Raw genomic sequence first — 22,268 nt, 5'->3', positions numbered from 1 at the left:
TGCGCCGCAGGACAAAGACAGCGCCTGCGCAACACCCCACAATGGATGCGGATTCCCCGGCGGAGCAGCCTGCATGACCAACCAGCCACCCCGCGGCATCACCGTGGCCCAATTGCAGCGGCTGTGCAGCCGCTGGCCCGGCGTAACGCGCGACATCAAGTGGGGCGACAACCTGGTGTTCAGCGTGGGCGACAAGATGTTCGCCATGACCCATGCCGATGGTCGCGAGGGCGGGCGCCTGGCGTTCAAGGTGGCGGACGAGCGATTCCTCGAACTCACCGACCTGCCCGGCATCATTCCGGCCCCGTACCTGGCGCGGATGCGCTGGGTGTCGGTCACCGAACCACGACGTTTCGCCACGGCGGAGCTGCAGGCGCTCATCCTCGACGCGTATACGCTGATCCGCGCCAGGCTCACGAAGAAACTGCAGTCCGGACTGGGCCCGCTGCCCGTGCTCAAGGCAGGCAAGCCATGAAGCAGCATCTCGGCGCACTTGCGCTGCTGGTCGCCGACTACGACGAGGCGATCGCCTGGTACACCCGCGCGCTCGGTTTCGAGCTGATCGAAGACACCGACATGGGTGGCGGCAAGCGCTGGGTGCTGCTGGCGCCGCCCGGTTCCGGCGAAACCCGCTTGCTGCTGGCCAAGGCGAAGGGTGACGAACAGACTTCCCGCATCGGCAACCAGACCGGCGGCCGCGTGTTCCTGCTGTTGCACACCGACGACTTCCAGCGCGACTGGCAGCGCATGCGCGCCGAAGGCGTGCACTTTCGCGAGGAGCCGCGGCATGAGGCCTACGGCACGGTGGCGGTGTTCGATGATCTGTACGGCAACGGCTGGGATCTGCTGGAACCGCGGCGTAACCCGCCGTAACCGTTCTCCGAGGCCACCCCCGTCCCTGCAGGAGCCCGCTGGCGGGCGATGCCTTGAAAGCCGGGATTCGGGAATTCGGGATTCGGGATTCGCAAAAGCAACTGCATCGCCCGCGAGCGGGCTCCTACCAGATCAAATCGTCCGGCACCTGGAACTGCTTGTAATAGTCGTCGTCCGCACCATTGCCGCTACCGGCTTCGCTACGCGCGTGATCAAGCACGATCGCTGTCGCATCACGCTCGTATACCTTGTCGGCCGCAACACGCGGCAGCAATTCATAACCCTGATCATGCCGCACGATCACCAGCGTGCCGCTGGCCAACTGCGCACGCAGCGCCTCGTTCACCAGCACATCCCTGATCGTGCCGCCATCGGTGAACCGATAGGCAATCTCGCCATCGCGCTTCACCTTGTGCGCCTCGACAATCTGGCGCACCTGCGCGTGCGCTTCGTTCTGCCGCAGCTGCGCATTGCGCTCCGCCGCCAGCGCACGATCGCGCTCGGCCTTCTCCGCCTGCAACCGCTCCACCTCCACCTGCTCGGCACTCGGTGCCGCCGGTCCCTTGCCCTTGTGCTTCTTCGCCTGCTCGCGCACGACCTGCGCCGCCTTGGCCTTGTTGACCAGACCGGCCTTGAGCAGTTGTTCTTGCAGGGGGTTGCGCATGAGGCAGAGGGATCCCGGGCAGAAGTGCTAAAGAGAATTGTAGCGTGTGACCGGTATGCGACCGTCGTCAGTTTGGGTGGCGTGTGCAACTCCTCGTCTTTACGCACCTAGCCGAAAAGTCTTCGCTTCCCCGATGCGGTCGATCTTTTGCCGCCCGATGTAATGCTCGGCATCTCGTTGCTTGAGCAGCCGCCCGAGCCATCCGTGCCACATGTCCATGAAAGGCGGAAATCCGCTCCGGATGTCTTCTGCCGATGGTTGTCCGATGGAGGCTTTCCTGCCGAGTGTCCCGATGGCTTTACGGCACAGAACTTGGTGGGTATACTGTGTATATGAAGTATGCACAGATCGACCCCGGACTGTTCCTGTCGGTCAGCGACAGCACGCCGATGTACCAGCAGATCGTCAACCAGATCACCACCAAGGTGATGGCTGGTGATTGGCCGGCGGGCCAGCCGTTGCCATCGATCCGGGAGTTGGCGAGTGCCAGCCGGGTCAGCGTGATCACGGTCAAGCGCGCCTATGCGGAGCTGGGCCAGGCCGGGGTGATCGTGACGCGACACGGCATGGGTTCGTTCGTGGCCGAATCGCGGGATTTGTCGACAACCTTGCTGCGTGCCGAGTTCACCAAGCACTTTGATGCCATGTTGGCCAGCGCCCGACGGCTTGGCCTATCCGCGGAAGATATCCGGCGACTGCTTGACGAGCAGGCCGACTGGTCCGCCGATTCCACTGAAGGATCCACACCATGACGACTGCATTCTCCCTGTCCGGAGTGACCAAACGCTACGAGAACTTCGCGCTCCGGGACATCGATCTCAGCATGCCCGAGGGGCAGGTCATGGGGCTGGTGGGAGTAAACGGCGCGGGCAAGACCACGTTGCTACGCATTCTCAGCGGGCTGGCACTGGCCGATGCGGGTGCGGTCGAGGTGCTTGGACATGCCATGCCGGCGCAACAAGTTGCCGCGAAGAAGGACTTGGGATTCGCGACGGAAGACATGCGCCTGTTCAAGACCCGGACCTTGCGCTGGCACATGGATTTCGTGCGTGCGATCTATCCGGGCTGGGACGAGGCGTACGCCACCGAGCTGCTTCGCCGCTTCGACCTGCGCGCGGAACAGACGATGACTGGGTATTCGCACGGGCAGCGCGTTAAAGCGCTGCTGATGCTCAATTTCGCCCGCCGGCCGAGGCTGCTGTTGCTCGATGAACCGACCACGGGCCTCGACCCGGTGGCGCGTGACGAGGTGCTGGAGGCGCTCGCCGATGTTCTTCGCGACGAAGCGCGCAGTGTGATCTTTTCCTCTCACAACACCAAGGACATCGAGCAGATGGCGGACACCATCACCTTCGTTCACGACGGCGCGCTGCTGGCGTCCAGGGAGAAGGAAGCATTCCTCGACGATTGGCGCCGGATCGTCTGCCTGGGAGCGTGGCTGCCGGACAAGATCGCGTGGCCCGAAATCGCCGCGGCGCGACAGAACGGTTCGATCCTGGAACTGAAGGTGCGCCAGTTCAGCGACGGATTGCTGAAACGCCTGCAGGCGAAGGGCGTGGAAATTCGCAGCACCGAGCCGATGAGCCTGGAAGATATTTTCGTCACCACCGTGCGCGCTGGAGGTGTGGCATGAATTTCTCGTCACTCAACCTGCCGGTGATCAAGCTCCTGGTGGCGAAGGACTGGCTCCTGTTCCAGAAACAACTCGCGGCCTGCGTGCTCGCCGGGATCGTGGCGCTGTGCCTGATCGGCATGGCCACCGGCTGGAGTTTCTATCTTGGCTCGCTGCTGCTGATCATCGTGCTGGTCTCTGCCTCGTGCTTCTCGATCTCCACCTCGTTGCTGGTCGAACGCAAGGAGCACACGCTGGCGTTCGTGATGAGCCTGCCGGTGACGCCGCTGGACTATTACCTGGCCAAGCTGGTCGGCAGCCTGGTCACGTTTCTCGTGCCGTTCTTGGTGATGCTCGCTGGAACGATGCTGGTGATCCTGTTCACACCGTTACCGGACGGGCTCGTCGTCTTGTCGTTGTTGATCTTCGGACACGTGCTGCTGGCGTACACCGCGTCGTTGAGCGTCGCCATGGCAGTCGAATCCGAGGGGTGGAACATTTTCGCCATGATCAGCAGCATGGTGCTGATCAATCCGTTCATCATGCTTCTGGGGCAGCTCCCGGCGATCAGCGACCACGTCAAGACCGACACCATCGTATTCGGCCCGGTCGTGGTGTCGATCCTGCTTGGCCAACTGGTGGTCGGCGTTGCGGTCCTCATCGCGACCGGCTGGGTGCATTGCCGAAAGAAATCGTTCTACTGAACTGATCCCCGTTCACGCTTAGCCCTTCGACAAGCTCAGGACAGGCGTAGCCCGCGCAGCGGGTGGAGTCGAAGCGCGGCCATGCACCATTCCGATGAATCCGTCCGACCTGTTCGGAGGTCTCGCCATGCACGACACAATGCGCTTTCATTACATGGACAACCTGCGCGCGCTGGCCATGTTGTCCGGGGTGGTTTTCCACGCCGCGCTGGCTTACAGCCCGCTCCTGCATCCGTATTTTCCCACGGCCGATCGCGCGCAATCGCCTGCCCTTGATTGGTGCATCTGGTTCCTGCACCTGTTTCGCATGCCGCTGTTCTTTCTGGTTGCGGGCTTCTTTGCGGCGATGCTCCTGCGCAAGCGTGGTATGTGCGGCATGTTCCTCAATCGCATGCGGCGCATCGCATTGCCGCTGGTGATCTTTTGCCCGCTGGTGCTCGCCGCGATGAGCTACAGCACGCTGCATGCGGCGGCGAGCGTGCAGAACCCGTCACCTGTGCTGGTGATGATCAAGCAGTTCTCGTTGATGGCGAACCCACCAGCACTGCCGCCCGGCACGGGCCACCTATGGTTCCTCTACTACCTGTTGTTCTTCTATGTCCTGATCTGGGCGGCGAAAAGCCTGGAGCTGGGGGAGGTCGGGAACCTGGTGCGTGGCCTGAACCCCGCGTGGCAGTTGGCGTTGTTACCCCTGTTGCTGGTGCCGGCGCTCGCCTCGGTGACCGCTCCGCATCCCGCACCAGAAAGCCTGTTTCCCAAGTTCTGGGCTTTCGGGTTCTATGGACCATTCTTCGCGTTCGGCTATCTGCTTTTCGGCCACGAGGCCCTGATCGAGCGCTTCCGCCGTTTCGCATCGTGGCTGCTGCTGGCAAGCCTGGGCCTGTACGGTGTGTTCTGGTATCTGCTCAAGCGGCACGTGCCCACCGCCGCGGAGCCGTCTGCGACGCTGCCCATCGCGGCAGTCGAAGCCTGCGTCAGCGTCTGGATGACCTGCGTTTGCCTCGTCGCCGGCCGATCGTTGCTGAATCGGGGCAACTGTCTGTTGCGCTACCTCTCCGACTCGTCTTATTGGGTCTATATCATCCATCTCCCGGTCCTGTTCGTCATTCAGTACCGACTGATGGACATGGAGGTGTGGTGGGGGGCGAAGTTTGCGATCTCCGTCATGGCAACGTTCGCACTTTGCCTGCTCAGCTATCACGCTCTGGTGCGCAAGACCGTTATCGGAAAACTTCTTGGCGTCCGACCACCGGTGGCGGGAGCAGCCACCGGGGGGTGATGGCGCGGGCGCTTGCGACGAACAACACGTTGTCACATGGCTTTCCCTCGCCGATATTCAATCCGCGTTGTCCGGCTCGAAGAAGCTCCAGCGCACGTCGCCGAACTCGGCCTTCATCGCGGCCTCGACGGTGTTGATGGCTTCGATGAGGTTGGCGGTGGGCTGCATGCGCGCCTTCACCGCCACCATCACGTCGGCGCCCATCTGCAGGGTGATCAGGTTGAGTACTTCGGCGACTTCGGGGCGGTTCCTCAGGAAGCCCATCAGCTCGTCACGGCGGCGCGGTTCCACGCCCTGGCCGATCAGCAGCGCCTTCACTTCGATCGCCACCAGCACGGCGACGACGATCAGGAGGGTGCCGATGGCGATGGTGCCGGCGGCGTCGAACATCAGGTTGCCGGTGAGCATGGTGGCGCCGATGGCGAGGGCGGCCAGGCAGAGGCCGACGAGGGCGGCCAGGTCTTCGCCGAAGATCACCAGCAGTTCGCTGGAGCGGGTTTGGCGAAACCACGTCCACAGATCCTGGTCACCGCGGGCCTTGTTCACTTCCTGCATGCAGCCGCGCATCGAGATGCCTTCGACCACGATGCCGAACACCAGCACGCCCATCGCCAGCCACGGCCACTTGAGCGGTTCGGGATTCGTGAGCTTGTGCACGCCCTCGTAGATCGAGAACATGCCGCCGACGCTGAACAACAGGATGGCGACGAGGAACGACCAGAAGTACAGCGCACGACCCCAGCCCAGCGGGAATTCGTCGGACGGTGGACGCTTGGCCTGGCGGATGCCGAGCAGAAGCAAACCCTGGTTGCCGCAGTCGGCCAGCGAGTGCACCGCCTCGGCCATCATCGCGCCGGAGCCGGTAACCACGGCGGCGACGAGCTTGGCCACGAAGATGGCGAAGTTCGCGCCCAGCGCGAGGAAAATGGCCTTGATCGGGTTGGCGTGGCTGGACATGCGCGGGCTCGGGCGGGAAACGGGCGGCCATTGTAATGGACGCCAGCCGGGCCTCTCCGCGAGATGGCGGCGGACGCCTGCTGCCTCCGCCGCGAGGCCGTGAGGCGGGGTGCCCGCCTCCGGACAGCGACTCAGCGGATGCCGACGCCCACGCCAAGCCCGAAGTGCACGTTGCTGCGACCCTTCTGCATTTCCTCGGCGGTCCAGACGTGGGACTGCGCCACGTCGACCAGCGGGAACAGGTAGTCAGCCTGGCCAACCTGGCCGCCGCGGGTGCCGTTGAGTTTGCCGTCGACGGTCATCAGCGCGCCGGCGGGGTAGTCGAGCGGTTCGACGTAGCCGCGCAGCACGGCGATGAAGCGGCCGTTTCCGCTGTCATTCGCCTTCGGCCGCTGCGAGGAATCCAGCGGGTAGGCCAGCAGCTCGATTTCGCTGTGGTCCTGGAAATTGTTGACGTGCACGATGCGCCCGCCCCAGATGACTTCGTTGCCGCTGTACTGCTCGGGCGTCTGCGCCACTTGCGCGGGGGTGGCGAGCACCGCGTTGCCGGTGGTCTTGTAGATCGGCGCGGGTGCGCAGGCGGCCAGCACGAGCAAGGCGGCGGGCAGGGCGAGCCGGATCAGCAGCGGGGCGGGGCGGTGGCGCATGGTCGTGGCTCCTGGGCGGACGCGAAAGACGGGGCCAGCTTAGCGACGGTTCGGCCTGGGCGGTAGTCGCGAGGCGGGCAGGGGGCTGGGCGTATTCAGCTGGCTGCCGGCCTCGTCCAGCAGCCAGTCGAGTTTTACCGTGGCCGGACGCTCGCGCGCCAGCAGGCCGGCCAGCACGCGCAGCGGTTCGCGCAGGGCATCGTCCAGTTTCCACGGCGCGTTGAGGATGACCATGCCTGAGCCGTTGAGGCGCAGCGGCGAATCGTCCGGGTGCACCAGCAGCTCGGCGCGCAGGACGCGTTTCACCCCGCTGTGCTGCAGGCGGCGCAGGAACGGCTGCACCTGGCTGCGCAGCTTGATCGGATACCACACCGCGTAGACGCCGGTGGGCCAGCGCTGCAGCGCCGGCTTCAGGGCCTGCTCGATCAGCTTGTACTCGGCGTCCTGCGCCTCGTAAGGCGGGTCGATCAGCACCAGGCCGCGCTTCTCCTGCGGCGGCACCAGCGCCTTCAGCGCCTCGTAGCCGTCGCGCTCGTGCACGTGCACCTGAGGGTTGCCGCGGAACAGGTCGCGCAGCTTGCATGCCGCCTCGGTATGCAGTTCGCACAACTGGGCGCTGTCGCCGGGGCGCAGCAGGCGGGCGACCTGCAGCGGCGAGCCGGGGTAGCGCTTCAGGCCTTGCGCGTTGTCGGCGCTGCCCAGGATGCCGTCGCGCCAACGACGCAGCAGCGGCGGCAGTTTCTCCGCCGGGTGCAGGCGCGCGATGCCGTCCTTGAACTCGCCGGTCTTGCCTGCCTCGAAACCGTCCAGCGGATAGTTGCCGCTGCCGGCATGGGTGTCGATGTAGCAAAACGGTGCGGGCTTGGCCTGCAGCGACTCGATCAGTGCCAGCAGCACGACGTGTTTCAGGACGTCGGCAAAATTGCCGGCGTGGTAGGCGTGGCGGTAGTTCATGGCGGTCACGGGAATGGGGACACCCAGTATAGAGGGCCGGTGCCGTGCTCCCCCGGCGCTACGTAACCTTTCCTGCACATGGGCCGGTGCAGGCTCCGCTTGTTGCAGCGTTGCAACCGGCCGGACGCGCGGCTCCGGCCGTCCACCTGCGCGGAGAATCATCATGAAGTTCCTGCCAAGAATCATGGTTTCGACGGCCGCTGTCGGCCTTTGCCTGGCATTCGGCACGGTCAGCGCCCAGGACACCGGAGGCATGGCGCCGGCACCGGCGTCGAGCAGCATGGGCCATATGGGCGGCATGCATCACAAGATGATGCGCCACAACAAGAACGGCAGCATGCACATGATGCCGGCCACGGTGAGGTCGGTGGATGCCAAGACCGGCATCGTCGAGGCGGACGCGGGAGGCATGTCGCTACGCGTGCACTTCCCGCCGGCTTCGGTGGCCAACCTGAAAGTCGGCGACAAGATCACGCTGCACATGGGCTATACCAAGTAGTTCGTCGGGTGACCGACGAACCATTACGGGCGCCGGACATGGGCCGATGGACCCATGTCCAGAGTTGAGACTGGCCGGCATCGACCCTATGCTGTGCCGATGAATCACCTGCTTCGCCATGCCGCACGCTTGCCGTCCCTCCGGGCGATGGCATGGTTGGCGTGGCTGATTCTCGCGCTGGCACCGGTGCATGGCATGCCGCGCGGGATGGCCGGCGACGCGCTGCGGGGCGCGCCGGCATCGTCCGTCGCGCACGCGGCCGATCATGGTCCGGATGCCATGCCGGTCGCGTCCGGCTGCTGCGCCGACCACGGCCTCGGCCAGCGCGACGCGATGACGTCGGCCCATTGCGCGGCGGCGTGCGGCAGCTTGCTGCAGGTGGCCACCCTGGCTGCTCTGGTGCCGGTGGCGCCGGAACCGCTGCACGTTTCCCCTCCCTTCGCGTCCGCGCCCAGCGTCGTGCACGCGCCACCGCTGCGGCCGCCAGCCGGCTGATCCTCGTTCGCTGCGACCGTGCCTGCATGCCCGCCTGGCGGCGAGCGTGGACGGCGGCCCGTGTCGGCACCGGCCATCGGTGCCTTCCCCGAAGGAGACCTGCGTGCATCCATTTCCCCCCTTGCCTGCGACCGACCTGTCGCGGCGACGTTTCGTGCAGGGCCTGGCCCTGGGCGGCGCGGCAGCCGGCCTTGGCCTGCTGCGGCCCGCGAACGCCTGGACGCTGACCAGCCCGGGACAGCCCACCGTGCTCAGCGGCACCGACTTTGCGCTGGACATCGTCGAGCGCACCATCAACTTCACCGGCGCGGCGCGGCCGGCGACCACCGTCAACGGAGGCGTGCCAGGTCCGTTGCTGCGCATGCGCGAAGGCACCACGGTGAACCTGCGCGTGAGCAACCGCCTGCGCGTGCCCACCTCGATCCACTGGCACGGCATCGTCCTGCCGTTCCGGATGGACGGCGTACCCGGCCTCAGCTTCGACGGCATCGCGCCGGGCGAGAGTTTTCTGTACCGGTTCCAGCTGCGCCAGAGCGGCACCTACTGGTACCACTCGCACTCGGGTTTCCAGGAGCAGAACGCGCTGTACGGTCCGCTGGTGATCGAACCGGCCGGCCCCGAGCGCTACCCCACGGATCGCGACTATGTGGTGATGCTCAACGACTGGACCGACGAGGACCCCGAGCGCATCTACGCCAAGCTGAAAAAGCAGAGCGACTACTACAACTTCGCGCAGCCCACCGTGCCGGACTTCTTCCGTGACGTGCGTGAAAAGGGCCTGAGCCAGGCGCTGGCCAAGCGCAGAATGTGGAACCAGATGCGGATGAATCCGACCGACCTCGGCGACGTCTCCGGCTACACCTACACCTACCTGATGAACGGCACGACGCCGGCCGGCAACTGGACCGGCATCTTCAGGCCCGGCGAAAAGATCCGGCTGCGTTTCATCAACGGTTCGTCGTCCAGCATCTTCGACGTGCGCATTCCCGGCCTGAAAATGACGGTGATCGCCGCCGACGGCCAGGACGTGCAACCGGTGGCGGTCGACGAATTCCGCATCTCGGCGGCCGAGACCTACGACGTCATCGTCGAGCCGCAGGAAGAGCGCGCGTACACGCTGTTCGCCCAGTCGATCGACCGCAGCGGCTATGCGCGCGGCACGCTGGCGCCGCGGCTTGGCATGTCCGCCGAAGTGCCGGCGCTGGACAGGCGCGTATGGCTGGACATGCGCGACATGATGGGCGCGATGTCGCACGCGGACCACGGCGGCGGCCACGCCGCGATGCCCGACATGGACCACGGCAGCATGGCCGGCATGGCCCCCGCGCCGGCCGTGCACCATGCCCGCAGCGAATACGGCCCCGGCGTGGACATGCATGTCGACACGCCGCGCACCAACCTCGACGATCCGGGCATCGGCCTGCGCGACAACGGCCGCCGCGTGCTGACCTACGCCGACCTGCACACCGTCGGCGGCCCGCTCGACGCGCGCGAACCCGGCCGCGAGATCGAACTGCACCTGACCGGAAACATGGAGCGCTTCATGTGGTCGTTCGACGGCATCAAGTACTCCGACGCCAAGCCGATCCATTTCAACACCGGCGAGCGCCTGCGCATCGTGCTGGTCAACGACACCATGATGAACCACCCGATCCACCTGCACGGCATGTGGAGCGAGCTGGAGAACCCGCACGGGCAGTTCCAGGTGCGCAAGCACACCATCAACGTGCAGCCGGCACAGCGGATCAGCTACGCGGTGACCGCCGACGCGCCGGGGCGCTGGGCCTACCACTGCCACCTGCTGTACCACATGGAGGCGGGCATGTTCCGCGAGGTGGTGGTGGCATGAGCACGAAGCGCCGCGATACCTCGATCGTTCCGCGCCGCGTGGCGTGGCTGGCCGCACTGCTGCTGGCCATGCCGCTGGCGGCGACGGCGCAGAGCGCGCCAGCCCCGGCCGGCAGCACGGCGCCGGTGGCGATGGACCATGGCCCGATGCACGGGATGGACCACGGCGGCATGCATCACGGCACGCCGCCGCCCGCGCCGGCGACATCCCCCCAGGTCATGCCCGACATGGATCACGCGTCGATGCCCGGCATGAGCCACGGCCAGGCGCATGGCGCGGGCGCGGGCATGCAACCGATGCAGGGCGGCTACGCACCGGCGGACGCACGCAGTGGCGATTATTCCGACGGCATCGCCGCCAGTCCCGCGCACGCCCTGCACATGCACGGCAGCACACCCGCCGGCATGCTGCTGATCGATCAGCTCGAAGCGTTCCACGGCCGCGACGGCAACGGTCAGTCGTGGGAAGCCTCAGGCTGGTACGGCAGCGACACGGACAAGCTGTGGCTGCGCAGCGAGGGCGAGCGCAGCGATGGCCGGATCGGCGATGGCGAGGTCGAGGCGCTATGGGATCACGCCGCGGCCGCGTTCTGGAGCACGCAGCTGGGCGTGCGCCATGACTTCGGCACCGGTCCGCAGCGAAGCTGGGCCGCGTTCGGCGTGCAGGGCCTGGCGCCGTACTGGTTCGAGATCCAGGCCACCGCCTACGTCGGGCCGTCCGGCCGCAGCGCGGCGCGCCTGCGGGCGGACTACGAGCTGCTGTTCACCCAGCGGCTGATCCTGCAGCCGGAGCTGGAGGTCAACCTGCACGGCAAGTCCGACCCGGCGCGCGGCATCGGCAGCGGCCTCACCGATGCCAGGCTGGGCTTGCGCCTGCGCTACGAGATCCGGCGCGAGTTCGCGCCGTATCTTGGCGTAGTCTGGACGCGCCGCTTCGGCACCACGGCCGATTTCGCCCGCGCCGATCATCAGGCAGTCTTCGACCGGCAGTGGGTCGCCGGCCTGCGCATCTGGTTCTGAGGAGAGCCCATGAAACGACTCATCATCACCGTCGTGATTCTCTGCGTCATCGCCGCCGCCGGTGTCGGCGCCTTCGTCTGGTCCGGCGTCTACAACGTCGGCGCCGACGACCACCACACCAGACCCGTCTACGCGCTGATGCAGACGCTGCGCGAGCGCTCGATCGAGCATCACGCAAAAGACATCGTGGTGCCGAATCTCGACGACCCGCAGCTGATCCTCAAGGGCGCCGGCCAGTACGCGGCGATGTGCACCGGTTGCCACCTGGCGCCGGGCATGGCCGAGAACGAGATGCGCCCGGGCCTGTACCCGCTGCCGCCCGAGCTGGCGAAATTCCGGCCCGATCCGCGCGAGGCGTTCTGGGTGATCAAGCATGGCGTCAAGATGAGCGCGATGCCGGCGTGGGGTGCCACCCATGACGACGCCACGATCTGGAGCATGGTGGCGTTCCTGCAGAAACTGCCCGACATGACGCCGGCGCAATATCAGGACATCGTGGCCCGGGCACCGCAGGACCACGACATGGATGAGGCGGGCGGCCACAGCCACAGCCATGGCGGCACCGCTGACGAGGATGCGCATGGCACGGCGGCGATGGAAGGCATGCCGATGGCCGGCGAAGCGGGGCACAGCCATGACGCGGCTGATGGCGATGTTCACGAACACGCCGCCGTGCCGACGGTCGAGGCGCCGCTGTCGATGGAAGGCATGACGCCGGGCGCAGTGCCGGCGGCCGAAACGGTGGCGCGGGCCTTCCAGGCCGCGTTGCAGCGTGGCGACCGCGAAGCCGTACTCGCACTGCTGGCGCCCGGGGTCCGCGTCAGCGAAGGCGGCCACACGCAGACACGCGACGAATACGCCGCCGGCCATCTGGGCGAGGACATCAAGTTCCTGAAGGCCGCGAAGCTCACGCCGGTCTCGTTCGGCTCGATGCCGATGGGCGACACCGCAATGGTCGGCAGCGAAAGCGGCGTCGAGGTCACGATCAAGGGCAGGCCGACCACGCTGCGCAGTCGCGAGATGCTCAAGCTCGGCAAGGACGGCGACAGCTGGAAGATCGTGTCCGTCCAGTGGCAAACCACCCCGACAACCGGAGAATGACGATGAAACGATGGTTTTCCCGCATGGGCATCAGTTTGCTGTTTGCCGTGCTGTTCGCGCCGGCGGCGTTGGCGGCGAATGCGTTCGACGTCTACCGCGACCCGTCCTGCGGCTGCTGCGGCGCCTGGGTCGATTACATGCGCGCGCAGGGCTACACCGTCACCGTGCACCAGGACCAGCCGATGGCGACGGTGAAGGCGCGCTTCGGCGTGCCGCCCGGTGCGGTGTCTTGCCATACCGCGGTGATCGAGGGCTACGTGGTCGAGGGGCACGTGCCGGTGGAGGACATCCGCCGCCTGCTCGCCGAGCGGCCGGACGCCATCGGCATCGCCGCGCCCGGTATGCCGATGGGCTCGCCCGGCATGGAGATGGGCGCGCCCGAGCGTTACGATGTAGTGCTGATCGGCCGCGACGGCTCGACCCGGGTGTATGCGACGCACGGCCTGGCTGCGTGAGCGCAGCTGGTCTCCCGATCGCGATCCGCCGACTTGATCCGCGTCAATGACCTGCCCGCTGCCGACACTACAGTGCCCGTGAGATGAAACCCGCCTTCCGCCTCCGTCCCGTCGCCCGTCGCCGCCTTGCGTGGCTGGTGGTCGTGCTGCTGCTGTGGCAGCAGGTGGCGGTGGCGGCGTATGCCTGCGTCGCGGCACAGGCGGCGCCGGCCGCGGCCGCGCTGGCCGTGGCGGTGCACTCCTCGTCCATGGCAATGGCCGACGGCTGTGCGGACATGACGACACCGGTCGATCCGCTGTGCCGGCAGCATTGCCAGCCCGACCATGCCACCCAGGTCGATGCGCGCACCGCCTCGGTGCCGGCCAGCGCGTTGTCCGCGCTGCCGCCGGTGCTGCTGTCCGTGACGGCGGTGGCGTTGCCGTCCGAGCGGGCGTTGATTCGGCGCGAGCGTCTGCGAGCGCCGCCACCGATTCCCCGCTTGTTGTTCTGTTCGCTCCTGATTTGATCTGACCCGTCGCGGTATCCACCGACGTGGCGTCGTGCCTGCATGGCACGGCGCGAATCGCAGATCGACGGAGTGTTCACCCATGTTCTCCCTTCAATTCGCCCGGCGCCTGATGGCGGCGGGTCTGGCCGTGCTCCTGTGGGGAGCGGCGGCCGCGGCGGCGCATGCCGCCGAACCGCCGCTGACGCTTGATGCCGCCATCCATCAAGCGATCGAGCGCGCACCCCTGCTGGAGGCGCGCCGCGCCCAGTCGGAATCGGCACGACAGGAGGCGGCCCGTGCGGGTGCGCTGCCCGATCCCCAACTCACCGTCGGGGTCGACAATCTGGCCGTGCAGGGGCCGGGCGCATTTACGGTTGGCGGTGACAGCATGACCATGCGCACCGTCGGCATCAGCCAGGCCCTGCCATCGCGCCGCAAGCGTCAGGCCGAACGGGCGATGGGCCATGCCCAGGCGGATTTGGCCGCATCGTCGGAGGTGGCGACCGGCTTGTCGATCCGGCAGCAGGTGGCCGATGCCTGGATCTCCGCCTGGGGTGCGCACCGCGAAGCCATGATGTTGCGATCCATGCGGCAGGCATGGGCGCAGGACGTGGCCGTGGCGAAAGCACGCTTGCGCGGTGGTACCGGTAGCGCGGCAGAGGTGCTCGCCGCCCGCATGGAATCCCTCGACCTGGAAAACCGTCTCGATGAGGCGAATGCCCGCGAGGCACAGGCCCGCGCGGGCCTGGCGCGATGGCTCGGTTCTCCGATCGGGCAGCCGCTGGGGGACGCGCCAGACTTCGCCGTCCTGCCGCACGACGAAGCGTCCTTGCTGGCCAGCCTCGATCGTCAGGGCAACCTGCTCGGGTGGCCGGCCCGCGAACAGGCCGCCGAGGCGGCGCTTGCCGCCGCCCGTGCCGACAAACGCCCTGAATGGAGCGTGGGCTTGAGCTACGGCTCCCGTGTGCGCGGCTTGTCCGACATGGTGTCGCTGCAGGTCGGGGTAAGCCTGCCGCTGTTCACGCGCAACCGGCAGGATCGGGGCATTTCCGCCCGCGCGGCCGACCTCGATGCGGTTCGCGACGAACGCGACGACGCACGCCGCCAGCAGGCCGAGGCGATCCAGTCCGCCTGGGCGCAATGGGAATCGCTCGGCCAGCAAGTGCGCCGGCACCGCGATGCCTTGCTCCCATTGGCCAATGACCGCGCGGCCCTGGCGCTTGCCGCGTATCGCGGCGGCGGTGAGATCCAACCCTTGCTGGATGCCCGTCGCGACGAGATCGCCCACCACACCGATTTCGCCCGCATGCAGGCCGAGTACGGCCGGGCCTGGGCGGCGCTGGCCTACCTGTTACCCACTTCGGAGACGACGCCATGAAGCGCGCACTGATGATGCTCACCGCCGCGTTGCTGGCGGTCATGCTGCTCCTGATCGGCTACTTCGGCGGCCGCCATCAGGCGCCATCGTCACAGTCGCAGGTCGGTACCCCCGCAGCCGCATCGGAAGCCGGTGGTAAAAAGATTCTGTACTGGTACGACACGATGGTGCCGCAGCAACACTTCGACAAGCCTGGCCTGTCGCCGATGGGCATGCAGATGGTGCCCAAGTACGCTGATGAAGAGACGGCCAAGGATGTCGTTCGGATTGATCCGACGACGGTGCAGAATCTCGGCGTTCGCACCGCTCCGGTGGAGCGTCGCGTGCTGGCGTCGGCGCTCCGGGTGCCGGGCACGATTACGTGGGATCTGCGCCGAGCCATCACCATCAGCGCCCGCACCGATGCGGTGGTGAGCAAGCTGGACGTACGCGCACCGTACACCGTGGTCAAGGCAGGCGAGCCGCTGGCGGAGCTGTTGGCACCGCAATGGAGCAGCGCGCTGGCCGAATACGCTGCGCTTCAGCATGTGCAGTCGGCTGAAGCAAAAGGCCTTCGCGCGGCCTCGCGGGAGCGCCTGCAGGTGCTGGGCCTTACGCCGGCGGAGATCCAGTCGTCGCGTCGCGGCACGGGCGCGGCGATCACGCTGCACGCCCCGCAGGCGGGCGTCGTCACGACACTGGACGTGCGTGAAGGCCAGCGTGTCACGGCCGGCCAGACCTTGCTGACCGTGAATGGCCTGTCCACCGTGTGGATCGAGGCGGCACTGCCGCAGGCAGCGGCGGGTACGGTGCGCCGTGGCACGCCGGTGGTGGTCACGGTCGATGCCCTGCCGGGTCGGTCGTTCCCCGGCACCGTGGAAACCTTGCTGCCGGATGTGGATGCGATGACGCGCACCCAGCGCGCCCGCGTCGTGCTCGACAATGCCGACGGTGCCTTGAGTCCGGGCATGTTCGCCACCGTGCAACTCAATCCGACGCCGGACGCGGCCGTGCCCGTGGTGCCGGACGACGCGTTGATCGCGACGGGTACCCACACGCGAGTCATTCTTGCCGAGGGAGGTGGGCACTTCCGTGCTGTATCGGTGCGCATCGGACGTGCGGCCGGCGGCTATACGGAAATTCTCGACGGCCTCAGTGGTGGCGAGAAAGTCGTGGTCTCCGGCCAGTTCCTGATCGATTCGGAGGCGAGTCTGTCCGGCGCGCTGGAGCGTCTGAATGACACCACCGCCAAACCGGTACCGGCTGCCAGTGCACCGATGCCGGGCATGCCGATGGGAGACAAACCATGATCGCTGCCCTGGTTCGCGCGGCGATCGCCCATCGGGTGTTCGTGCTGTTGGCAGCACTGGCCCTGGCCCTGATGGGCATGTTCTCGGTGACGCGCACGCCGGTCGACGCGCTGCCCGATCTGTCCGACACCCAGGTGATCATCCGCACCAGCTACCCGGGCCAATCGCCGCAGGTGGTCGAGGATCAGGTCACCTATCCGCTGGCTACCACCATGCTTTCGGTGCCTGGCGCGACGACGGTGCGCGCCTATTCATTCTTCGGCGACTCCTATGTCGACGTGCTGTTCGACGACAGCACCGACCTGTACTGGGCCCGCTCACGGGTGCTGGAGTACCTGAGCCAGGCGCGCGATCGCCTGCCGGCCGGCGTTACGCCAGCGCTCGGTCCCGATGCGACGGGACTCGGCTGGATCTACGAGTACGCGCTGATCGATCCCACCGGCAAGCACGATCTCGGCCAGCTGCGTGCGTTGCAGGACTGGTTCCTGCGCTATCAGCTCAAGACCGTGCCGAATGTCGCCGAGGTGGCGACTCTGGGCGGCATGGAGCGGGCGTGGCAGATCGTGCCCGATCCGCAGGCGCTGGCCGCGCGCGGCATCACCGTGGCGCAACTGGTCGATGCGGTGCGCAGCGCGAACGGCGCCAACGGCGGGTCGGTGATCGAACAGGGTGAAGCGGAGCTGATGGTGCGCAGCGAAGGCTACCTGAAGAGCCGCGAGGCCTTTGAAAACGTGCCGATCACCACCAACGCCAGTGGTGTGCCGGTGCTGCTGCGCGACGTGGCGACGGTGCGGCGTGGCCCGACGTTTCGTCGTGGCATTGCCGAACTGGACGGGCAAGGTGAAGTGGTCGGCGGCGTCATCGTGATGCGCACGGGCAAGAACGCGAAGGCCACCATCGCCGCGGTGAAAGCGCGGCTGGCCGAACTGCAGCGCAGCCTGCCGGCCGGCGTCGAAATCGTGCCCACCTACGACCGCTCGCAGCTGATCGACGCCGCGGTGAGCAATCTGTGGAGCAAGTTGTTCGAAGAATTCCTGGTGGTGACGCTGGTCTGCGTGTTGTTCCTGGGGCACCTGCGCTCGGCGCTGGTGGCCGTGATCACGTTGCCGCTGGGCGTGTTGGTTGCCTTCATTGCGCTGCATCTGCAAGGCGTCACGGCGAACCTGATGTCGCTCGGCGGTATCGCCATCGCGATTGGCGCGATGGTGGATGCGGCGATCGTGATGATCGAGAACGCACACAAGCATTTGGAACATTGGCGTAACGCGAACGATGGACGCGAACCGCAAGGTGCGGAACGGTGGTCGCTGGTTGCCGATGCCGCCGTCGAGGTGGGACCGGCGCTGTTCGTGAGCCTGTTGATCATCGCGTTGTCGTTCGTGCCGGTCTTTGCGTTGCAGGGGCAGGAAGGCAAGCTGTTCAAACCGCTGGCCTTCACCAAGACCTACGCGATGGCGGCAGCGGCCGGGCTGGCGGTGACCCTGGTGCCGGTGCTGATGGGTTATCTGATCCGCGGCCGCATCCGTGCCGAGCGCGACAATCCGCTCAACCGGGCTCTGATCCATGGCTATCGGCCCCTCCTCGAAGCCGTATTGCGCTATCCGAAAGCGGTCCTGGTGCTGGCCGGTGTGCTGCTGCTTACCGCGGTCGTTCCGCTGACCAGGCTCGGCAGCGAGTTCATGCCGGCGATGGACGAAGGCACGCTGCTGTACATGCCCACTGCACTGCCGGGGCTGTCCGCCGGCAAGGCCGCGCAGTTGCTGCAGCTGACCGATCGCATGATCAAGACCGTGCCCGAGGTCGATCATGTGTTCGGCAAGGCGGGGCGCGCCGACACGGCCACCGATCCGGCACCGCTGGAGATGTTCGAAACCACGATCACCTTCAAGCCGAAGGATCAGTGGCGGCCCGGCATGACGATGGACAAGATCAAGGCGGAACTGGACAAGGCCGTCCACGTGCCGGGGCTGACCAACCTGTTCGTGCCGCCGATCCGCAACCGCATCGACATGCTCTCCACCGGCATCAAGAGCCCGATCGGCATCAAGGTGCTGGGTACCGACCTGGCTACGCTGCAGGTCGTGGCCGACCGGATCGAGACGGTGGCGAAGACCGTGCCCGGCGTCAGCTCGGCGATCGCCGAGCGCCCGGCCAGCGGTCGCTACGTCGACGTGCACATCCGTCGCGATGCGGCCGCCCGTTACGGGTTGTCCCAACAGCAGCTGCAGCAGTTGATCGCGACGGTAGTTGGCGGCGATCCGGTCGGCCAGACGATCGAGGGACGCGAGCGCTATCCGATCGTGGTGCGTTACCCGCGTGCCGAGCGTGACTCGGTCGGGGCGTTGCGGCAGCTGCCGATCGTCGCTGCCGATGGCGCCCAGCTCACCCTGAGTCAGGTGGCGGACATCGCCGTGGTGGCGGGGCCGTCGATGCTGAAAAGCGAGGGCGGCCAGTTGGCGACCTACGTTTACGTCGACACAGCCAGCAGCAATCTCGGCGGCGTGGTTGCGGATCTGCAACGCGCAGTGGCGCAGCAAGTCAAATTGCCGCCGGGCACGACCTTGGCGTGGTCCGGTCAGTTCGAGTACCTGGCCAGTGCCATGGAAAGACTCAAGCTGGTGGTGCCGATTGCGCTGGTGATCATTTTTCTGTTGATCTATGCCGTTTTCCGCAGGGTGAGCGAAGCCGCGCTGATCATGGCCAGCGTGCCGCTGGCACTGGTCGGCGGCCTGTGGCTGATCTGGCTGCTGGGCCATGCGGTGTCGGTGGCCACGATCATCGGCTTCATCGCGCTGGCTGGCGTCGCTGCCGAATTCGGCGTGGTGATGCTGTTGTATCTGCACCATGCCTGGGAGCACCAGCTTGCGCTCGATCCCCACGCCGGCCCGGAAGCGCTGGACGCAGCGATCCGCGAAGGCGCCGTGCAGCGCGTGCGCCCGAAGGCGATGACCGTCGCGGTGATTCTCGCCGGTCTGTTTCCGATCCTGCTCGGCCACGGCGCCGGCTCGGAAGTGATGCAGCGCATCGCCGCCCCGATGATCGGCGGCATGGTCACCGCACCCTTGCTGTCCATGCTCGTCATACCCGCGGCGTACCGCCTGCTGGTTCGCCATCGATTGCGTAAAGCCAGCAAGACAAACACCACACTTCACCCCAACCCGCAAGGAAACTGACCCATGAAAAAGCCATGCATCACCCTCGCGATCGCCGCTGCACTGATCGCTACTCCGGTGTTTGCCAACCCTCAGCAGATGGATCCCAACATGCCGGGCATGGCTGGGATGCACGAAGCCACACCCGCCGATGTGCAGGGCGTGGGCGTAGTCAAGGCGGTCGATACCGCCAAGAACACCATCACGCTGCAGCACGAGGCGATTGCCGCGATCGGCTGGCCGGCGATGACGATGCCGTTCAAGGTGGCTTCACCGGAGCTACTGAAGCACGTGAAGGTGGGCGACAAGGTGCAGTTCACCTTCCGTCAGGCCAGCACAGGCAGCACGGTGACGGCGATCCGTCCGGCACGTTGACAGACCACGTCGCCGGCTGGCCTTCAACTGTCGAGGGCCAGCCGGCGATCGTGAAGGCAGTACCGCCACGCACGTTATGCGTGCGCGTGGCGGTGTTTGTTGCGGTTGTCATTTTGGAGAACGCCCATGAAATCGTTTGCTGCTTGTCTCAGCCTCCCGCTGCTGCTCGCGGGCCTCACCATGGGTAGCGTCGCGTACGCGGCCGATTCTTACACCGATGGTTGGGTTGGCCATGTGGATGGCCAGCATTTGGACGTCTGTTATCGTGTCACGCCGCTGCCGGCGGTTGGTGCACGACTGGAGGTCCTGCGGACATCCTTCGTGATTCCCAACAAAGGGCCGCCCCGCCAACAGTTCGCGGTGGCGGGGTATGCCACGGTGACGTCGATCATCGACGCGCACTGCGTGCGTGCCGAGCTGACCCAGGGCACGGCGAAGCGAACCGATCACGCGCGACGCGCGGACTGAACGGACGCGACGACAAGGCCGCCAAGGCATGCTCCGCGACGGCCCATGGCGGAGTGACCAGGGCGCGGCTACGACATCCAGCCGATGCACTTCACCGGCGTCATGCCTGTCGCATCCTGCCTGCCGCCATTTCAGCAGGCATGCAACGAGGCGATCAGCGGGCAGGACACGCTGCGCTGACGTGCACCGCACTGTTCGACGAGCGCAGCGAGGGCCGTCTCCATGCGTGTAAGGTCGGCCAGTCGGCTGCGTACATCGGCCAGCCGCAGCGCGGCCAGATCGGCCGCTTCCGTGCAATGGGCACCGTCCTCCAGCCGCAGCAACTGCGCCACCTCATCGAGGCTGAACCCCAACCGCTGCGCGGATTTCACGAACTTCACCCGTGCGACCTCCGCGTTTCCGTAGCGACGAATGCCGCCCGGCGGACGGGTGGGCTCCGCCAACAGGCGCTTGCGCTGGTAGAAGCGGATCGTTTCGACATTGACCCCGGCTGCCTTGGCGAAGGCGCCGATGGAAAACGTATCCTGCGTGGAGGACATGGGCTTGACTCCGTACTTGACTACGGGAATACCTTAGATCATCGGCATTCCACGCTAAAGGAGAACCTCCATGCCCCTGCTCACCCGGTTGGCCGACAAGGCCGGACTGATCGGCAGTGTCGTCTCGGCAGCGGCCTGCGTGAATTGCTTTCCCGCCCTGGCCAGCCTCGGTGCGGCGATCGGGCTGGGCGTACTGAGCCCGTACGAAGGCCTGTTCATCCGCATCCTGCTGCCGGCATTTGCGGGCATCGCGCTGCTCGCCAATGCGCTGGGCTGGCGCAGTCACCGGCGGTGGCCGCGGGCCGCGCTCGGTATGCTCGGCCCGCTGCTGGTGCTGCTGGCGGTATTCGTGATGCGGGCCAGTGGCCATCGCACCGGATGGCTGCTCTATCCGGGTCTGCTGCTGATGGTGGCGGTGTCCCTCCGCGATCTGCTGGCGCCGGCTCCCAGCGCATCCTGTCGCACAGCCAGCGATACGGCGGGTGCCCGCTGAACCGACACAATTGACAGGGGCATAGCGAAGACTATGCCAACACTTCACTCTCATTTCTCCGGCGAAACACTTGACGACCGAACTCATCCTGCAGAGCACGCTGACCTGCCCGCATTGCGGCCACCAGGCCACTGAAACCATGCCGACCGATGCCTGCCAGTTCTTCTACGACTGCCCCGGCTGCGGCAAATTGTTGCAGCCCAAACCCGGCGACTGTTGCGTGTTCTGTTCCTGGGGCAGTGTGCCGTGCCCGCCGATCCAGCAACAGAAGTCGTGCTGCGGGTAGACCATCTTCATAGGGGTCGGCTGGCGCCGGTAGGGGCTGTCTGAATTCATCACGACCGGCGCCCAAGTGAAATTGTCTAACAGCGCAGCTGTCGTATAGGATCGAAGAATGTATCGGTCTGCGCCATTACTGCTGACTCGCCTGCGCCGCCACCGCGGATTGTGGGTGTTGGCCGTGGCCGTGTTGCTGATCAAGCTGATCAGCGGATCGATCTGCGTGGCCGATGGGCCTAGTGCGCGATTCGCTTCGGCGACTGCTGCTGCCCCGACCACCCTGTTGGCGGATACCGCCGTCAGTACGGTATCGGCTGACGATGCGAATCTCTGTCTTCTGGGTGAAGGGCGCAGTTGCCATTGTGCCTGTGCGCATTCGGTGACGCTGCCGGCCAGCACGCCGCTTCCCCTCGCCATGATGGAAGCACGCTTCGCACCGCTCACCCTCCATTCGGGATTCACGCCGGCCACGACCGGCTCGCTGCTGCGCCCTCCGATCGCCTGAAACCGCTCCGTTTCGCGACACCGCCGCTTGTGCGGTGCATCGCTTCGTGACCGTTTTCAGGAGATCGCTTCATGTCTGTTTTTCGTTCGGTGCCGATCGGCGCCGTGTGTCTGTTGTACGCGGCGATGCTCAGTGCCGCCCCCGTATCCCATCCTTCCCCACCGGTAGTTCCCCTACCGACCTCGTTGGCGTCT

26 protein-coding genes are annotated in these 22,268 nt (G+C 66.3%); 21 read left to right on the top strand and 5 right to left on the bottom strand.

What is annotated here, in order from left to right:
• Positions 1-73: 73 nt before the first annotated feature.
• A complete protein-coding gene (locus ACVCMC_RS07310) occupies positions 74-475 on the top strand; it encodes an MmcQ/YjbR family DNA-binding protein (RefSeq protein WP_447099211.1) in 402 nt (133 codons plus the stop codon).
• A complete protein-coding gene (locus ACVCMC_RS07305) occupies positions 472-873 on the top strand; it encodes a VOC family protein (RefSeq protein ID WP_447099210.1) in 402 nt (133 codons plus the stop codon). Before ACVCMC_RS07310 ends, ACVCMC_RS07305 begins: the two co-directional genes overlap by 4 nt.
• Positions 874-997: 124 nt before the next feature.
• Here ACVCMC_RS07305 and ACVCMC_RS07300 read toward each other — a convergent pair whose 3' ends face one another.
• Entirely contained in the window at positions 998-1,537 is a 540-nt protein-coding gene (locus ACVCMC_RS07300) for a DUF2058 domain-containing protein (protein ID WP_447099209.1), read from the bottom strand.
• A 332-nt stretch (positions 1,538-1,869) separates the two neighbouring features.
• On the opposite strand from ACVCMC_RS07300, the gene ACVCMC_RS07295 reads away from it, so the two are divergent.
• From ACVCMC_RS07295 to ACVCMC_RS07280, 4 genes are all read left to right on the top strand, one after another.
• Positions 1,870-2,289 carry a GntR family transcriptional regulator gene (locus ACVCMC_RS07295; protein ID WP_447099208.1) on the top strand — a complete coding sequence of 140 codons (420 nt, stop codon included), beginning with the start codon at positions 1,870-1,872 and terminating at the stop codon, positions 2,287-2,289.
• Positions 2,286-3,170, top strand: coding sequence for an ATP-binding cassette domain-containing protein (locus ACVCMC_RS07290; protein ID WP_447099207.1), 885 nt, complete (start codon positions 2,286-2,288; stop codon positions 3,168-3,170). The genes ACVCMC_RS07295 and ACVCMC_RS07290 overlap by 4 nt, the downstream gene beginning before the upstream one ends.
• A complete protein-coding gene (locus tag ACVCMC_RS07285; protein ID WP_447099206.1) occupies positions 3,167-3,853 on the top strand; it encodes an ABC-2 transporter permease in 687 nt (228 codons plus the stop codon). The genes ACVCMC_RS07290 and ACVCMC_RS07285 overlap by 4 nt, the downstream gene beginning before the upstream one ends.
• Positions 3,854-3,947: 94 nt before the next feature.
• Positions 3,948-5,132, top strand: a complete 1,185-nt coding sequence (locus tag ACVCMC_RS07280) for an acyltransferase family protein (RefSeq protein WP_447099205.1) — start codon at positions 3,948-3,950, stop codon at positions 5,130-5,132.
• Positions 5,133-5,189: 57 nt separating this feature from the next.
• Here ACVCMC_RS07280 and ACVCMC_RS07275 read toward each other — a convergent pair whose 3' ends face one another.
• From ACVCMC_RS07275 to ACVCMC_RS07265, 3 genes are all read right to left on the bottom strand, one after another.
• Entirely contained in the window at positions 5,190-6,089 is a 900-nt protein-coding gene (locus ACVCMC_RS07275) for a cation diffusion facilitator family transporter (RefSeq protein WP_447099204.1), read from the bottom strand.
• A gap of 131 nt (positions 6,090-6,220) precedes the next feature.
• Positions 6,221-6,736, bottom strand: a complete 516-nt coding sequence (locus ACVCMC_RS07270) for a Slp family lipoprotein (protein WP_447099203.1) — start codon at positions 6,734-6,736, stop codon at positions 6,221-6,223.
• Between the two features lie 39 nt (positions 6,737-6,775).
• Positions 6,776-7,690, bottom strand: coding sequence for a 23S rRNA (adenine(2030)-N(6))-methyltransferase RlmJ (locus ACVCMC_RS07265; protein WP_395117607.1), 915 nt, complete (start codon positions 7,688-7,690; stop codon positions 6,776-6,778).
• Between the two features lie 163 nt (positions 7,691-7,853).
• On the opposite strand from ACVCMC_RS07265, the gene ACVCMC_RS07260 reads away from it, so the two are divergent.
• From ACVCMC_RS07260 to ACVCMC_RS07205, 12 genes are all read left to right on the top strand, one after another.
• The gene (locus ACVCMC_RS07260; RefSeq protein ID WP_395117609.1) at positions 7,854-8,189 is read left to right on the top strand and encodes a hypothetical protein; all 336 of its coding nucleotides are present in this window, start codon (positions 7,854-7,856) and stop codon (positions 8,187-8,189) included.
• A 147-nt stretch (positions 8,190-8,336) separates the two neighbouring features.
• Positions 8,337-8,684 (top strand): hypothetical protein, encoded by a 348-nt coding sequence (locus ACVCMC_RS07255; RefSeq protein ID WP_447099470.1) that lies wholly within the window; start codon positions 8,337-8,339, stop codon positions 8,682-8,684.
• Positions 8,685-8,787: 103 nt separating this feature from the next.
• The gene (locus tag ACVCMC_RS07250) at positions 8,788-10,533 is read left to right on the top strand and encodes a copper resistance system multicopper oxidase (RefSeq protein ID WP_447099202.1); all 1,746 of its coding nucleotides are present in this window, start codon (positions 8,788-8,790) and stop codon (positions 10,531-10,533) included.
• Positions 10,530-11,552 (top strand): copper resistance protein B, encoded by a 1,023-nt coding sequence (locus ACVCMC_RS07245; RefSeq protein ID WP_395117613.1) that lies wholly within the window; start codon positions 10,530-10,532, stop codon positions 11,550-11,552. Before ACVCMC_RS07250 ends, ACVCMC_RS07245 begins: the two co-directional genes overlap by 4 nt.
• A gap of 9 nt (positions 11,553-11,561) precedes the next feature.
• Positions 11,562-12,653 (top strand): c-type cytochrome, encoded by a 1,092-nt coding sequence (locus ACVCMC_RS07240; RefSeq protein WP_395117615.1) that lies wholly within the window; start codon positions 11,562-11,564, stop codon positions 12,651-12,653.
• A 2-nt stretch (positions 12,654-12,655) separates the two neighbouring features.
• Positions 12,656-13,108 (top strand): DUF411 domain-containing protein, encoded by a 453-nt coding sequence (locus tag ACVCMC_RS07235; protein ID WP_395117617.1) that lies wholly within the window; start codon positions 12,656-12,658, stop codon positions 13,106-13,108.
• A 137-nt stretch (positions 13,109-13,245) separates the two neighbouring features.
• Positions 13,246-13,614, top strand: a complete 369-nt coding sequence (locus ACVCMC_RS07230; protein ID WP_447099201.1) for a hypothetical protein — start codon at positions 13,246-13,248, stop codon at positions 13,612-13,614.
• An 82-nt stretch (positions 13,615-13,696) separates the two neighbouring features.
• Complete coding sequence (locus tag ACVCMC_RS07225; RefSeq protein WP_447099200.1) at positions 13,697-14,974, top strand: TolC family protein; 1,278 nt, start codon at positions 13,697-13,699, stop codon at positions 14,972-14,974.
• On the top strand, positions 14,971-16,263 hold the full coding sequence (locus tag ACVCMC_RS07220; RefSeq protein WP_447099199.1) for an efflux RND transporter periplasmic adaptor subunit: 1,293 nt from the start codon (positions 14,971-14,973) through the stop codon (positions 16,261-16,263). The genes ACVCMC_RS07225 and ACVCMC_RS07220 overlap by 4 nt, the downstream gene beginning before the upstream one ends.
• Complete coding sequence (locus ACVCMC_RS07215) at positions 16,260-19,436, top strand: efflux RND transporter permease subunit (RefSeq protein ID WP_447099198.1); 3,177 nt, start codon at positions 16,260-16,262, stop codon at positions 19,434-19,436. The genes ACVCMC_RS07220 and ACVCMC_RS07215 overlap by 4 nt, the downstream gene beginning before the upstream one ends.
• 3 nt (positions 19,437-19,439) lie before the next feature.
• Entirely contained in the window at positions 19,440-19,790 is a 351-nt protein-coding gene (locus ACVCMC_RS07210; RefSeq protein ID WP_447099197.1) for a copper-binding protein, read from the top strand.
• A 126-nt stretch (positions 19,791-19,916) separates the two neighbouring features.
• Positions 19,917-20,258, top strand: coding sequence for a hypothetical protein (locus tag ACVCMC_RS07205; RefSeq protein WP_447099196.1), 342 nt, complete (start codon positions 19,917-19,919; stop codon positions 20,256-20,258).
• Positions 20,259-20,389: 131 nt separating this feature from the next.
• On the opposite strand, the gene merR is transcribed toward ACVCMC_RS07205, so the two are convergent.
• Positions 20,390-20,797 carry an Hg(II)-responsive transcriptional regulator gene (gene merR, locus ACVCMC_RS07200; protein ID WP_447099195.1) on the bottom strand — a complete coding sequence of 136 codons (408 nt, stop codon included), beginning with the start codon at positions 20,795-20,797 and terminating at the stop codon, positions 20,390-20,392.
• Between the two features lie 70 nt (positions 20,798-20,867).
• Here merR and merC point away from each other — a divergent pair, with 70 nt between their 5' ends.
• From merC to ACVCMC_RS07185, 3 genes are all read left to right on the top strand, one after another.
• Positions 20,868-21,290, top strand: coding sequence for an organomercurial transporter MerC (gene merC, locus ACVCMC_RS07195; RefSeq protein ID WP_447099194.1), 423 nt, complete (start codon positions 20,868-20,870; stop codon positions 21,288-21,290).
• 70 nt (positions 21,291-21,360) lie between these two features.
• Complete coding sequence (locus tag ACVCMC_RS07190; RefSeq protein ID WP_447099193.1) at positions 21,361-21,576, top strand: GDCCVxC domain-containing (seleno)protein; 216 nt, start codon at positions 21,361-21,363, stop codon at positions 21,574-21,576.
• 174 nt (positions 21,577-21,750) lie between these two features.
• A complete protein-coding gene (locus ACVCMC_RS07185; RefSeq protein WP_447099192.1) occupies positions 21,751-22,074 on the top strand; it encodes a hypothetical protein in 324 nt (107 codons plus the stop codon).
• Positions 22,075-22,268: the final 194 nt, after the last annotated feature.

It is taken from the genome of Rhodanobacter sp. UC4452_H20 (genome assembly GCF_052978205.1).
Note: the sequence above shows the minus strand (reverse complement) of the source record. Positions and strands in the feature narration are given on the sequence as shown.